Genomic DNA, 14,924 nt, shown 5'->3' with positions numbered 1-14,924 from the left:
TGCATCCTGGCTTCACGTTTCGTGTACGAGCTCTTCTTCTTAGGCAACAGCATGCCCTACATGCTATTGCGCGTATAGCCGTCACGTGGAAAGCCTGTTAAAAAAGAAAGAGCATTTCTGCTCTTTCTTTTTATCTCATAAATGCTTCGTTTCTACCGGAAACCGATTTCATCCACATAGAACACCTGAGCCGGGCCCTGGTAGTTCTTCACGATGAACTCGTTGATAGTGGATGGGTTGCCCAACGCACTAATAGGAATTTCAACCGTCTTCCACTGGCCAGCTGGCAGGCTGATGGCATAGTCAGGATGCGTTGTTCCCGCTTCATCCTTGATCGATACCGACACACTACCGCCAGACACACTGTACAGCGAAATCACCAGCACTTCATACTGTCGCGGGTTAAACGTGCTGGAAGGGTGTGCCTGTATGGCACCGTAACCGTCTGCTTTTGCGTCAACCTTTATTGATTTTGTACCACTCTTCACCTGCTCAGTGCTGGCCCAGTCCTGGGAGTTCAGGTTCCAGCCACCCCACTGCTGCCAGGCAGCGTTGATGGCGTCGTTGTAGATGTAGTAGGTGATGCTTCCGACGAAATTAATCTCCGGGGATTCCGTTACATCGCCTTCAGCGGTAACGAACCGGATGCGGCCTACACCGATCGCTGTTTTCTCCGGGACTACTACTTCAAGGCGTGTGGCTGTTTTAGCACCGAACTGGGTTGCCTTGATGTTTCCCGGGAAGATAACCTCTGTGGTTAAGTCCAGCTTCATTCCTTCAATCACAAGCAACTGGCCTGGTTTGATAGAAGGCGGTACACTCGTAATAGAAGGCACATTTCCTGGCTGAATAGACAGCGACTGCGAGGATACTACTCTCGTGCCGTTGGTTGAGATCAAAGTCACGGCGCCTGACTGGGAACGGGTTGGCACGGTTACCACCAGTTCGGTGGCAGAAGAAGAAACGATCGTTCCCTCTGTGTCACCGGTGAACATTACCTTCTCAATAATATCAAGGTTTGTGCCGCTGATCGTAACGTTCTGCAAGGTCTTCACTGCCGTTGGAGACACGGAAGAGATAACCGGCTTCACCAGCGTGAGCGCCTCTCCTGTCGCAACAGTCTTATTTGCCGCAGTGTGCAGTGTCACAATACCTTCTACCGCATCTGCAGGCACTTTCACCACCAACTCTCCACCTGATTTAGATACAATCGTTCCCGTGGTTTCTCCACCGAACATCACAGAAGTTACCAGGTCCAGGTTGGTGCCTCTAATTGTAATGTTGCCGCTGTTCTTGGCAGGCCTAGGCGTAACACCGGAGATGGTTGGTACCACCATTGTCACCTCCTGCGCTGACTCCACCTCTACCAGGGAAGCTGCCACCATTTTTATCTTTCCGTCCGCTGCATCCGCAGGTACTGTCACCATTAATTTGTCTCCAGCCTCTGACACCGTGAACTCGGTTACTTTTTTGTTACCGCCAAAGATCACTTCCTTTGCCAGATCCAGGTTGGTGCCGGTTATCGTTAGCGTGCTTCCCGCTTTTACAGGGTTTGGCGCCACACTGGTCGCCGCTGGCAATGCCACCTGCAGCTCTGCCTCTGAGGAAACAAGTATAGGCTCATCTGCTCCGTTAGAAACCATGATTGCCCCTGTCTGCGCATCCATTGGCACACGCACCTGGATGGCATCCTTCGTATGGCTTTCAAATTCAGTTACTACCTTGTTGTTGGCAAAGATCACTTCCTCCACCAGGTTCAGGTAAGTACCCTTGATGGTGATCACGTCGCCTGGCCTTACGGTAGCAGGGCTAACAGAGGCAACGGTGATTGGTTCTGAAATACCCAACCAGCTTTTAGCCGTGATCATACCATTTGGTGTTCTAAGGGAAACATTACCCTCTACCGTCGCCTCCGGAACTTCAATTACCAGCAGCGTGGGTGTTTTTGTTTTGAAGGTAGTCACCTCTATGTTATCAGGCAGAATTACCGCTGTCACCTTATCCAGGTTTATACCGATAAACTTAAGCTCACCGCCGCGTAAAGCGGGCGAAGGACCGTAGCTGTGCAGCTGCGTTTCATTAATGCTCACATCATCGTCCTTATCACAAGAGGTGAGGAAGGCGCCAAAGGTCAGCAAGAACACTAGCAGCAGTAAATTGCTTTTAGTAAAGATCTTTAACATATTTTCCAATTTTAGAATTTACTTCTTTTTTAGATCTCCGCCGCCACACCAAGTGCGGCGGCGGAGATGAAATAGCCCGTAAAGGTTTCCTTATTTCGGTGTAACCCGGAAGTTGTCTACTGCAAAGTTTGCCGTCATGGCAACGCCATCCTGGAACCAGAAAGACACACCGTACCCATTCGCGCTCACTTGCGGATTAGTGATGCCGATGATGTTTTCAAAAGGAATAGAAACTGTTTCCCACTGTCCCTTTGTATCAATATTTGGCTTCCAAGCATAGAACATGCCACCGCGCTGGCCCGGCATGTCGTTACCGATATACATTTTTATAACGGTTCCGTCTACCAGCGGCTTTATGGTGTTGATCTCAAACTTCAGATTGTAATTTGAAGGATTTCGAATCGCATCGTCTGGAATGTTCTGAGTCTGCATAGAGCTTGGCGGGTTGGCCACCATAAACTCAAACCATTCTCCTGCTCCCAAGTCCTTATTGATAAGTATAAATTTGCCGTCCAGGGGTTTAACGTTAGGATGGCTGTCGGCAAAGTACTGGTGCCCGTGCCACCAGCCACCGGTGTTGCTCACGTCCATGTCAGAAAACACATTACGTGTATCGCGGAACCACTGGCTGCTCGTGGCTTTGCCGAAGTTTGTCTGCACGGTGATAGGGCCCGGAGTGGCGCCCTCAGGCACGATGACACGAACTTCATTCTGCGCAACGGAAACGACTTCTGCTTCCTCTCCACCGGCGAAGGTCACTTTGATCGGATCAAAGAAGTACTCGCCAAGCAGTACCAGTTCCTCGCCGTCCTTCACGTGCTCATTTTTGATTCTTGTGATCTGAGGCCCTGAAATCTCAATTACGAAGTCGTGCTGCAATTCATTGCCGTTGGCAAACCGGAGCACCATTTTGTTCATTACTTCGGTAGGCGGCAAGCTAGGAACATTCACTAAAATTGTCTTGTCAGTGATATAAGTTGGGTTCAGAACAGCCTGGCGGTCATTAAACCATACCTCGCGTGTTCCACCCAAGTTCTCCCCTACTATGGCAATCAGGTTTCCTAAAGAGGATCCCACCAGCAGTGAGTCCGATGCGGCAGGGTCGGTTACGCGCACATAATGAATCGTCGGATTTCCGCCATTAGGCATGTCATCATCCTCACATCCGCTCAATATACCTGCTCCCAGCATCAGGGGCATTATGTAAAGCAGTACATTTTTTATAAATGCTCTCATGTCTTTTATACCATTATAATGTTTATTCAAACTCATATGCCACTGCCTCGGCAGTAGGTGCCAGCAATGGGTTCTGCGATACCTCGGCATTCGGGATAGGCAGCTCCATGTAAGCCTCTGTGATTACCACCGGCGTTTCTGGCTGCACCAGTCTGTATCCTTCAAAAGAGTTTGCCTCCCCAACCGGATTGCCGCTGGCATCCTGTGCGCGCTCATAAGTAACCGCTCTGTTCTGCCCGTTAAGGTAAGCCAGCGCGCCCTGTGGGTTACGGTAGTAGAAGCGCTTCACGTCGAGCCAGTTGATACCCTCCATACCGAACTCAACCCTGCGCTCGTTAAAGACCTGCTCAAAGGTTAAATTCCCTTGTCTAGGAGCCAGTCCTGCACGTGTGCGAACAGCGTTGTAATATTCCAGCGCTTTTGCATCGCTTGTAGAAGCGGCTGTACCGATAGCGGCTTCCGCATAAATCAGGTACACATCGGCCAGGCGCAGCATGTACTGGTTCAGGGGCACCGCTTGGTTGTTCACCGGAACGCCCACGTCCTCACGGCTGCCCACCACATACTTCTTAATGTTGTTGAGCAGGCTGTTTTGCTCCTCTAGGTTGCCTACGCCCGATGGGTTAGGTAAAACGATGTTATAGGTATAGCCGCCCTGTGCTTTCATCAGTTCAGGGTAGAAATCCCCCAACGTCATGAAAATTGCCGGCTTGCGCTTGTCTGTGCCGCCGGCAGCGTTTTCCCGCACATTGTTCACAAAGCTAACCGTGGCTGATTTCCAGCCTCCCCAAGCCTCAGAATTATTGGTTATGCGGCTATTGCGGGCAAATACCGCTTGGCGGCTGTTGCCATGGCCCCAGGTTCCGGCAATCCACTGCAGCGCGAACAGGGACTCTGGGTTGTTGTTGTTCTCGATCTTGAACAGGTCCGCGTAGTTTGACATCAGCGTCAGGCCGCTGTTTCTGATTACATCGTCGGCATAGGACATGGCCTTGGCAAAATCCTCTGCAGAGCCAGTCTTCTGTGCCCGGGTCAGGTATACTTTAGCCAGCATGCCTTTGGCAGACCACTCAGTTACCCTTCCCGGCATGTCTGATGCCGGAAGGTTCTGTGCAGCGAATTCCAGGTCGCGGATGATGAATTTGTAAAGGCTCTCGTTGGTGTGCTTTGGCACCTGAATGTTGCCGCTGGCCACTAAAGCTGCCGCATTTTCAATGATTGGCACCTCTTCCCAGTACTCTGTGAGCAGGTAATAGGTAAAGCCGCGGATAAAACGGGCTTCTCCCAAACCACGGTTGATCACTTCTTCCGACACGCCCTTTGAGCTCGCAATGCGTGGCATATCATTAATGATGGAGTTGGAGAAGGCAACGATATTATACAGGCCTCTCCAGCCCTGAGAAATGATATTGTTGTTGTCAGAGAAAGAGAAGAAGAACATCTGCCCCTCGTGCTGGTAATCGTTATAAAGATCTCCGGCCATACCGTCTCCGGCTACCCAGCTGAATTTATCGTTGTACTCGAACCAAGGGCGACCGTAAAGCGAAGCCGTTACGGAACGTATCTCAGACTCGGTGTTGTAGTAGGCATCCGCTGTTGGCTGATCCTCTGGGAGGATCTCCAGAAACTCCTTCTCGCATGCTGTACCGGAAAGCATCAGCGTACAAGCCAGCATGTATATATACTTCTTATTCATATCCTTTTAATTTAGTCTTAAATAAATAGTACCGCTTCTTAGAATTCAGCATTCACTCCAAACGTCACTGTTCTAGGCATCGGATAACGTCCCATGTCTATGTTCTGGCGCAGGGCATCCTGCTCAAAGGCACCGATCTCAGGATCGTAGCCGCTGTACTTGGTGAAAGTGTGCAGGTTCTGGCCGTTTACATACAATCTCAGTCGCTCAATTTTCACGCGGCGTGTCAGTGTTTGTGGTAGCGTGTAGGCAAGGCTCACGTTCTGCAGTCTGATGAAAGATCCGTCTTCGATCCATCTGTCAGACATGCGGTCGTTTGCGTTCACGTTCAGCTGTGCAAAGCGAGGGATGTCGGTGCCAGGGTTCAGCAGGTACGGCTCTCCCTGATCATTTACTGCCGGGCGCGCACGGTTTACGATGGTGGCTGCCTGGTTGTCGTACATGCTGGTCATGCTTTCGATTCTGGCACGCTGGAAGTTAAACACATCCGCACCGTAAGAACCGGACAGGAACACAGTCAGGTCAAAAGGGCCGTACGTTAGCGAGTTGTTAAAGCCGAAGGTGAAGTCCGGGTTCGGATCGCCGATAGTGGTTTGGTCTCTTGAGTCGATCACACCGTCTTTGTTGATGTCCTTGAACTTAACATCACCTACCCACACACCGTCTCTTTCATGCACGTAGTTAATGCCATTCGGATTTTCACCCGATACGGTACCATCCTCACGTACCTGCACAGCATGGTTGCGGATCTCCTCTGCTGAGGTAAACAAGCCATCAGTAACGTAGCCATAGAACATACCCACCGGCTGGCCTGCCATTGTTCTGGTCACCTGGTCGTAACCGGCATACCAGTAAAGGCCTCTAAAATAAGATCTGTCCAGCTCAGTGATGGTGTTGCGGTTCAGGGTAAAGTTCAAATCTGAGCTCCAGGTAAACTTAGGAGTTACAATGTTTCGGGTGTGCAGCCCCAGCTCGAAGCCTTTGTTCTCCAGGCGACCTACGTTGGCATAAGGAGCCCCGATACCGCCGGCACCACCACCCATGTAGTTCGGGATGGCCACCTGCAGGAGCATGTCTCGTGTAAACTTCTTGTAGGCATCCACTGTCAGGTCGATGCGGCCGTTAAAGAGCGACACATCCATACCAACGTTATACTGTGCCGTTGTCTCCCACTTCAGGTCAGGGTTTGAGATCCTGTCGCTGATGTAAGACATGCCAAATGCGGAGTTGATATTTCTCAGGGAAGAGCCATAGGCATAGTTCGGGATGGCCTGGTTGCCCACTTCACCGTAACCTGCTCTGATCTTTAGGTCTGTTAGCACCTCTGACTTCGGCATAAAGCTCTCGTTTGCCACTCGCCAGGCAACAGCCACAGAAGGGAAATAGCCCCATCTGTTGTTCGGGCCAAAGCGGGAGGAGCCGTCTGCTCTAAGTGTTAACGTAAGCAGGTACCTGTCAGCGTAGTTGTAATTGGTACGCCCGAAGTATGAAACCAACGTATTTGATCCTGCCCAACCGTTTGTCGGAATATCAGAGTTGTCGCCCTGGTTTGGCGTGGTGATGTTGTTGGAAGCAAAGTTTACTTTGAAGAACTCCGAGCCCTCATACTCTGAGCGCTGTGCCTCCGTTCCGCCCATGGCAGAAATGGTATGCTCCCCCAGGGTCTTGTTGTACGTCAGGTAGTTCTTGAAGATCCAGAAGAAGCCGGTTTCGTTTCTTTGCTTTAACTGGCTTACGTCGTTGCGGATAGAGCCCCACTCGTAAGTCGGGATAAAAGCCTTGGCAAGCCCCTGGTTCTGGTTAAAGCCATACTCAGACCGGAAAGTCAGGTCCTTGTAAATGTTCAGATCAGCAAAGAAGTTAGCCGAGATAGTCTGCCGCTCAAGCGTGTTGTTGCGCATCAGCGCCAGGGCCACCGGGTTGGCGCCGATCTGGGCAGATAACTGGCCTAGGGGAGGACCGCCATAAGACCCGTCGATGTTCCTTACAGGCACACTTGGCGTCATTTGAAGGGCCTGGGCAATTACGCCGTCCCCACTGTCGTTCAGGGTTATTACTTCGTCGGTGTTAGAGTAGGCAATGTTGGCACCAATCTTCGCCCACTCCTTTACCTGAGAGTCTAGGTTGGCACGAACGTTAAAGCGGTCAAAGCCTGACCCGATGATGATACCGTCCTGCTTAAAGAAGCCGCCCATAATAGCATAAGTCGACTTATCTGTACCACCCTGTACAGAAAGCTGGTGGCTTTGCATCGGTGCCGTTTGGAAAACCTCATCCTGCCAGTCGGTGCCAGGGCCTAGCAGGCTAGGGTCCATAAACCGCTCATTCTGCGCAACGCCCGTAAGCTCTGCGGCCAGTTGGTTGTTATACTCGGCATACTCACGCAGGTTCATCATGTCCAGTTTCTTCGGCAGTTCCTGGATGGCGTAGTAGCCGTCGTAAGAAATCCTTGCTTCGCCTTTTTTGCCGCGCTTTGTGGTGATGATTACAACGCCGTTAGCAGCACGTGAGCCGTAAATAGCTGTGGCAGAGGCATCTTTCAACACCTCCATACTTTCAATATCGTTCGGGCTAAGGTTTGCCAAAGGGCTGGATGAGTTGGACTGCTGGCCACCGGCGGCACCAGACCAGTCAAAACCAGCGCTTCTGGCACCGTCGCCTTGTATCTGAATACCATCAATTACATAAAGCGGCTCGTTTGACCCCGTGATAGAGTTTGTACCGCGGATTCGGATAGACACGGCCCCACCCGGCGCACCGGAGTTCTGGGTAACCTGCACCCCTGCCACACGCCCCTGCAGCGCCTGGTCGATGTTTGCTGTGACAGTGTTTCGCAGCTTATCGCCGGAAATCTGAGCCACGGCACCGGTTACGTCACTTTTCTTCTGTGTACCATAACCCACTACCACTACTTCCTCCAGCAGTTCTACATCCTCTTTTAACGCTATGTTGATAACAGACTTGTTTCCGACTGTTACCTCCTGGGGGGTATAGCCAATAAAAGAAAAAACAAGCACAGCGTCAGATCCAGGCGCCGTGATGTTGAAGTTTCCCTCAGCGCCTGTTGTAGACCCCACAGAAGTGCCTTTCACAAGCACGGTCACACCTGGCAGCGGAATGCCGGTGGATGCCTCGGTCACCTTTCCGCTGACCTGTATCTGTGCAACGGCCTCTGGTAAAAGCCATCCCAGCATTAGACAAAAAAGTAAAATTCTTTTCATACAGTTTAATTTGATTAGACTTCCGATTCAAAAAACCGCAAACCAAAACCACAGCTCTGGTGCACGGAAAGCACTTACTCCTGCTCGCCTTTGGCGGGCTATACTACTTTATGATGTAAAACACTTCTCCTGTTAAGCGCCTGTACCTTTGCTTTCTTTCAGCTTGGTTATGAAACCTGACTCCTGCTTTTTAAAACGCCCCGGATGAAAACGCATGAAGATAAAAAACAAAGTTTGAACAACAAGTGTGTACTCACTTTCATGTTGCTAAGATCGCTGGCACCCCTTAAGCACACTATGAATATTGTCTCTAATTCTATGACTATTGTTGCAGAAGAACTGCATACCCTCTGAACAAGTTCACTATCAGTAAATTATAAATATTCCTGATTTTACCTAAAGAGCGCCAAAATACCTCGCTCAGGAGTAAAGTTATGCTCTCTAGGCTTTATTCAAGGCCTGCTAAACCTTGATAAAAGTAATCACTCACTTATATTTCAAATGTATCTATTTTAGAACCTGTGGGATAATACTTTTTTATCATTTGTTTGCTCAAAATAACATTGTGCATTAGGGGCGTTATTCCTATCTTTTGATTTAAAGGAAAATGGTGTACTTTATACCTGCAGAACATCGGTACTACCTTATCATGGAGCAAGCGGCGAAGCCCCTTTATTATGCTGAAGGGAATGTCTGTTCCTGCTGCTATCCTGAATAAGATTGATAGCCTTAGAACCAGGATAAACAACTGTGGGAAGCTTTCTTATGTTGGCTCCATGAGCAGTTTGCGCCGGAAAACGACCAGTTTCCAAACTTTCGTTACACACGTTTACTAGATGAGAAAAAGTATTACTTGCCTTTGTATAGCCCTTGTTATGTGCTCCCTTTCGCCGCTGTTTGCCAACGTCGGGCTACCGGCTATCTTCAACAGCCACATGATCCTGCAGCAGAAGGCCGAAGTAGTGATTTGGGGTTGGGGCAAGGCACAGGAGCCGGTCAGCGTTACCACAAGCTGGAACCAGCAAACCGTTAAAACGGAGACGAACCCAAACGGACAGTGGCGGGTGACGGTAAATACGCCCGCTGCCGGCGGCCCTTACAGTATAACAGTGCAGGGCTACAATACCATTAAACTGGAAGATGTGTTGATTGGCGAAGTATGGCTTGTGTCAGGCCAATCTAACATGGAGTGGAGCGCCCGCGCCGGGATTGACAACGCCGAAGAGGCCGTACGCGGCGCAAATCACCCGAACATCCGTTTTTTCAATGTGCAGCACCGCACGGCAGATGCTCCGCAACTCGACCTGGGTGGGCAATGGGTACCCAGCACACCAGAAACCATGATCGACTTTAGTGCCATCGCCTATTTCTTCGGCAGGGAGCTGCACCAGGAACTGGATGTGCCCATTGGGTTGATAAACAGCAGCTGGGGCGGCACGCCAGCGGAAGTATGGGTGGCCCCTGAGGTAACTGCATCAGATCCAGGCCTGGCCGAGGCGGCAAAAAAAATAGCACCAATGGAGTGGGCGCCGCATGAGCCGGGGAAAACATACCACGCCATGCTGGCCCCGCTAATTCCGTACCGCATTGCCGGGGTGCTATGGTACCAGGGGGAGACGAACACGGCGGCGCCGCAGTCTTATGCGCGCCTGTTCCCGGCCCTGATTAACCGCTGGCGAAGCGAATGGGGCTATGATTTTCCGTTTTACTACGCACAAATAGCGCCTTTCAAGTACGGACGCCCGCTGGAGGGTGTACTGCTGCGGGATGCACAGCGAAAAGCACTCTCGGTTCCGGGCACAGGCATGGTGGTTACAAGCGATATCGGAAACATCAACGACATCCACCCCAGAAACAAACAGGATGTAGGCAAGCGATTTGCCAACCTGGCCCTGAACAAGACTTACGGCAGGAAAAACCTACCCTTCTCCGGACCGCTGTACCGTGAAATGAAAACAGAGGGAAGCAAAGTGCGCCTGTACTTTGACCATGCCGAAAATGGATTGGTGATGAAAGGCAAACAACTGACGCATTTCGAGATTGCAGGGGAAGACCAGCAGTTTGTACCGGCCAAAGCAAGGGTAGACGGAAAAACCCTTGTGGTGAGTGCCCCGGGCGTTAAAAAGCCGGTAGCCGTACGCTTTGCCTGGAGCAACACCGCAGAGCCAAACCTATTCAATAAGGAGGGCCTGCCTGCTTCCAGCTTCCGCACTGACGACTGGCCGATTCCGTTGCAATAAAGCGAAAATGGCTTTTTACCAACCCATATACTTCACAACAAAAGCGGCAAGTATAAAAATTTATACTTGCCGCTTTTGTCTCTGATGCTTTTTATACTTGCTCACTCTCGTTTAGCTTTACTTTAATTGCCGCACAGGCCAATGCTATACTAAGTATGAGGACAGAAATAGCTTTCACTATTTTGTCATCCTAGAAGGATCTTGTGGGCAAGCTAGTGAATCACTAATTGCCCGCTTCTGCCGTTCGCCACCAAGATTCTTTCAGGATGACAATAAGGAATACATTAAGTTATTTCTGTCCTCATAGTTATTAGTGCGTAACGTGTAGCTGCTGAATAATGGTGAGTAAACAGTATCAATCAAGTACAAGTATGGCTGTAACTTCAAAAAGCATCAGAAGCACGCAGCCATACTTGAGGCGCTTAAGATTTAGCTGCTTTTTTCGCTGGTTTGCTGCTGCTAAGCCGCAGCATCAGCACATCGTGCGCAGGCACTTCTGCTTTCAAAGTTTTGGCTGTTGTTCCCGACGCTTTCTTCGCCCACACATCGCGCAGTTTATACCTGGTTTGGCTGGTTTCAAGCTGCCGGTTGAAGATGGTGTCCGTCACCGCATGTTTGCTCCAGTCGAAGCTCAATTGCTGAGGTGTGCTTTTGCGATTCAGGACACACATGGCCCAGTCGCCGTTTGCCAGCGGCTTAAACCATACTTCCAGGCTGTCCTGATCTGAGTATTTAAAGCCCTGGATGCCAAGCGAGTCCTGGTTGATGGCGATCACTTCTTTGTTTGTCAGGATTTCGCGCGTTTCCCTGCTCATGTTTCGCAGGTCGTTGCCGGCAATGAGCGGCGCGGCCAGCATGCTCCACATGGCAAAGTGCGCACGGTCCTCATTTGTACGCATGCCGTTGCCTACTTCCATCATGTCCGGATCGTTCCAGTGGCCGGGGCCGGCATACTTGCGCAGGCCGTCCTGCTTGTCCAGTATCTGCATCACACCCCACGACTTCCAGGTGCCGTGGTCATAAACGCAATCCCAGCAGTTGTAAATGTCGCCGGTAGTGCGCCAGAGATGACCCACATCCTGTGCCCACTCCCACGGCTGGTTGTCGCCCCACTCGCAGATGCTCAGCACAATTGGCCTTCCCGAGGCGGCAAGGGCATCACGCATCGTCATGTAGGCGCCTTCGGCCTTTAAGCCTTCCGTGTTGCACCAGTCATACTTGAGGTAATCCACACCCCAGCTGGCGTAGGTCTGGGCATCCTGAAACTCACGCCCACGGCTGCCGGGGCGGCCGCCGCAGGTTTTCCAGCCCGCATCCGAGTAAATGCCGAACTTCAGCCCTTTTGCGTGCACGTAGTCAGCCAGCGCTTTCATACCCGATGGAAAACGCTTCGGATCGGGATGAATAAAGCCAAGGCTGTCGCGCTCACCGTGCCAGCAGTCATCGATCACGATATACTGATAACCAGCGTCCCTCATGCCGCTGGCCACCATGGCATCGGCCGTTTCACGGATCAGCTTTTCGTCCACATCACAGGCAAACTTGTTCCAGCTATTCCAGCCCATGGGCGGTGTAAGAGCCAGGTTCTTTTGCTTTTGGGCTACTGCCGTAAGGGCAAAAAGGCAAAGAAGGAGGCAAAGTATGTTTCTCATTTCTGATGGTCTTTGGGATGGTTGAAGTATAAATCCACTACTTCCCGGATGCTTCCGCCTCAGCTGGCAGGCGCTGCATCAGTTCAGCGTATTTCCGGATAATGGCGAGCGTGGAGGCATCCGAATCAAAGACAGAGTACCAGCCCTGTTTCTCATGCGGGGGATCACCCAATAAGCTGTCTCCTGCTTTCCAGTAATTGCCTCCTTCGGCCGCTGCAGGCCTTCCAGCGCCGGAATAAGCCCAGAAGTTTGCCCCCGCGATCGGCTTGCCTGCCTTGGCCTGCTTGTACACGGCCTCGAACATCTGCCGGTAAAAGGCATCGCGCATTTCGGTAGGTTTGCCTGTGGCGAAGGCTTCGTTGTCGCGGGCCACGCCAAACTCTTCCAGCACCACCGGCTTGTTCAGCTTCTGCGCCGCCTCTACGTGCTCGTTCAGGTAGGCAGTGGCTTTCTCCACCGCGCCAGGCATGGTTTCCGGGGCCTTGTGCGGGTCAAACCAACCCCAGTTCTGTATCCAGATGTGCATGGTCGCATAGTCGATGTTCGGTGACCGGTGATCTTCGTAGAAATCGTTGCCGGCATGGTGGGAGCTGGTGTTTCCCTCGCTGCCTATACTTACCAGGTGGTTTTTGTCTTGCTTCTTGATATAGCCCGCCGTTTCGTGCACCCACTTGCGGTACGCCTCTTTGTTGTTGTACCCACGCGGCTCGTTCCCTAACTGCCAGGCCATGATGGTGGGGTCGTTTTCATACCTGACGCCGTTGAACCTGTTTTCCCTGTTGATGATGAACTTCAGGTGCTTCCGGTACAGCTTCGTAGCTTTCTTGTTACTGTAGAAGGAGGCTGAAAAACGCTGAAAATCATCCCAACTGGAGGTACCGGCCGGTGGCGCGTACGGAATCGTGTCGCCGGTTGCCCAGGAAACATACTGTCCCATGCCGCCGCTCCATTCCCAGAAGTTGTTTAGCACCACCACGGCCGTCATGTCGCGTTTGCCCATTTCGGCCAGCAGGAAATCAAGGCCTTCCAGCACCTGCTCGTTATACTTCCCCGGCGAAGGCTGCAGCGAGGGTTTTGCCCGGTGCGACTCCGTGTCCGGCCCCTCCGTACCCGCCATTATGCGCAGGTTCGTCACGCCCAGCTGTTTTAACTGGTCCAGTTCCTGTTTCAGGCGGTTCCTGTCTCCTCCGGTGGTGGTGGCGCCCAGGTTCATGCCATACCAGTAATTGGCGCCTATAAAGTAATAGGGTACGCCATCACGCACAAACTGCATGCCTGCTACTTTAATAAAGCCTTTGTCTTCCTGTGCCCACGATAGCATGGACGGAAAAAACAGCAGGGCGATGAAGATAAGCCGGATGTTCATATGGTAAAAATTAAGTGGATCACTATATTCTATACTTGCAGTTTTTAATTTCCTGCGGAAGATGGTGCGTGGCTCGTTTGCCTACTGCTGTACTTTCTGCCCTTGGCACGGTTGCTCAGCAACGGCTTGTTTCGCTTGTACAGGTGCTGTATGTCCGGCTCCATCAGTATCTGCTCGTCTGCCGTAAACTGCCTGAAGTCGTTCTCGGCCGGGTGCCCTTTGTAGGGGCTGTAATGGTGGCCGGTGTTGGCATTGCGCCACACCATGATGTACGAGATCTGCAGCGGCTCCAGCCCCTCTTCCAGCGCGCCCAGCAAGTGCGACGTATACCAGTTGGAAATAGGCAGCTTGTCTAGCCCGGTTTCCGTTAGCGCTGCCAGTTTCCCCTTTTCCTTTGCAATGCTATCGATTAGTTTCAGGCTGTTGATCAGATCTGTTTTCTGCTCAGCAATCGGTTTGGTGTTTCCCTCAAAGCCCATGTCCCAGTAATCATCCAGCCCAATGATATCCACATTATCATCGCCGGGGTAGCCATATAGGTACGCGGCTTTTCCTTCTGCAAGGTTCATTCTGCTGCGATCCGGCGAGAAAGCGTAGATCAGGTTGTGGACGTTCTTTTCATCCCGGAGGTACTTTACCGTAAACTGCCAGAGCTGCACAAACTCGGCCTCGGTGGTGTAGCCCTTCCCCCACCAGAACCAATCGCCGTTGTGCTCGTGGTAGGGGCGGAAGATGATGGGAATCGGGGTGAAGATGTTGGCGCGGCATTTCTTCAGAAAGTCTGCCGCCAGGTCCAGCTTTTGCAGGTAGGCTGCGTGTGCTTTGCCGCCGGGCAGCATGTCCTTCACCACATGAGTTGTGTCCCAGGAGTTGCCGCCGCTGGCCAGATTGTCCATGTGCCAGGCGATGGTGTTGATGCCGCCGCGCTTGTATACTTCCCGGATGTACTCGTGCACATCCTCAAAGGGTACGCCGTTGATGCTATTCTCGGTACCGATCTTGCCCAGGTCCCAGCCGTGCACAGCCGGATAGGCGCCGCTGATTTCCTTCACATCCGACCTGCCAGGCATTGCTCTCCAGCCTACACCATAAGCCATTGCTTCGTGCTGCCCGAAGAGGGTGCCGCTCCTGGCCAGCTTTTTCAGGTTGTTGTACAGGAAAACAGTCTTACGGGTGGCATCCGCATCCACAAGCGCAGCATGTTGTGCCACAGCAGCCAGGTTGCAAAGTATGAAAGTGGCTAACAGTAAAGGTTTGTACAGCTTCATATAGTGTTTTTTAGCTTGAGAGCGCCCTCTGGATTTTATTGTGACCCCCAAAGTACAAGTAT

The 14,924-nt window shown here is 51.6% G+C and carries 8 protein-coding genes; 1 reads left to right on the top strand and 7 read right to left on the bottom strand.

From position 1 onward, the window contains the following. Positions 1-152: 152 nt before the first annotated feature. The 4 genes from A0W33_RS14345 to A0W33_RS14330 form a co-directional block, all read right to left on the bottom strand. Positions 153-2,183: an IPT/TIG domain-containing protein gene (locus A0W33_RS14345; RefSeq protein ID WP_068838826.1), complete on the bottom strand. Its 2,031-nt coding sequence runs from the start codon at positions 2,181-2,183 to the stop codon at positions 153-155. A gap of 90 nt (positions 2,184-2,273) precedes the next feature. Beyond that, on the bottom strand, positions 2,274-3,419 hold the full coding sequence (locus A0W33_RS14340; protein WP_068838825.1) for a glycan-binding surface protein: 1,146 nt from the start codon (positions 3,417-3,419) through the stop codon (positions 2,274-2,276). A 22-nt stretch (positions 3,420-3,441) separates the two neighbouring features. Continuing rightward, positions 3,442-5,115: a RagB/SusD family nutrient uptake outer membrane protein gene (locus A0W33_RS14335; RefSeq protein ID WP_068838824.1), complete on the bottom strand. Its 1,674-nt coding sequence runs from the start codon at positions 5,113-5,115 to the stop codon at positions 3,442-3,444. 38 nt (positions 5,116-5,153) lie between these two features. Beyond that, positions 5,154-8,336: a SusC/RagA family TonB-linked outer membrane protein gene (locus A0W33_RS14330; RefSeq protein WP_068838823.1), complete on the bottom strand. Its 3,183-nt coding sequence runs from the start codon at positions 8,334-8,336 to the stop codon at positions 5,154-5,156. 875 nt (positions 8,337-9,211) lie between these two features. Between A0W33_RS14330 and A0W33_RS14325 the strand changes: the two genes are divergently transcribed. After that, positions 9,212-10,576 carry a sialate O-acetylesterase gene (locus tag A0W33_RS14325; protein WP_139237264.1) on the top strand — a complete coding sequence of 455 codons (1,365 nt, stop codon included), beginning with the start codon at positions 9,212-9,214 and terminating at the stop codon, positions 10,574-10,576. A 422-nt stretch (positions 10,577-10,998) separates the two neighbouring features. Here the strand turns inward: A0W33_RS14325 and A0W33_RS14320 are convergent, their stop codons facing one another. The 3 genes from A0W33_RS14320 to A0W33_RS14310 are packed head-to-tail and all read right to left on the bottom strand — an operon-like array spanning position 10,999 to position 14,862. Further along, on the bottom strand, positions 10,999-12,228 hold the full coding sequence (locus A0W33_RS14320; RefSeq protein WP_068838821.1) for a glycoside hydrolase family 27 protein: 1,230 nt from the start codon (positions 12,226-12,228) through the stop codon (positions 10,999-11,001). A gap of 37 nt (positions 12,229-12,265) precedes the next feature. Further along, positions 12,266-13,594: a glycoside hydrolase 5 family protein gene (locus tag A0W33_RS14315; protein ID WP_082815246.1), complete on the bottom strand. Its 1,329-nt coding sequence runs from the start codon at positions 13,592-13,594 to the stop codon at positions 12,266-12,268. A gap of 44 nt (positions 13,595-13,638) precedes the next feature. Continuing rightward, positions 13,639-14,862 (bottom strand): glycoside hydrolase family 26 protein, encoded by a 1,224-nt coding sequence (locus A0W33_RS14310; RefSeq protein WP_229802271.1) that lies wholly within the window; start codon positions 14,860-14,862, stop codon positions 13,639-13,641. Positions 14,863-14,924 lie beyond the last annotated feature (62 nt).

It is taken from the genome of Pontibacter akesuensis (assembly GCF_001611675.1).
Taxonomy (GTDB): Bacteria; Bacteroidota; Bacteroidia; order Cytophagales; family Hymenobacteraceae; genus Pontibacter; species Pontibacter akesuensis.
This window is presented reverse-complemented; position numbering and strand designations above follow the sequence as displayed.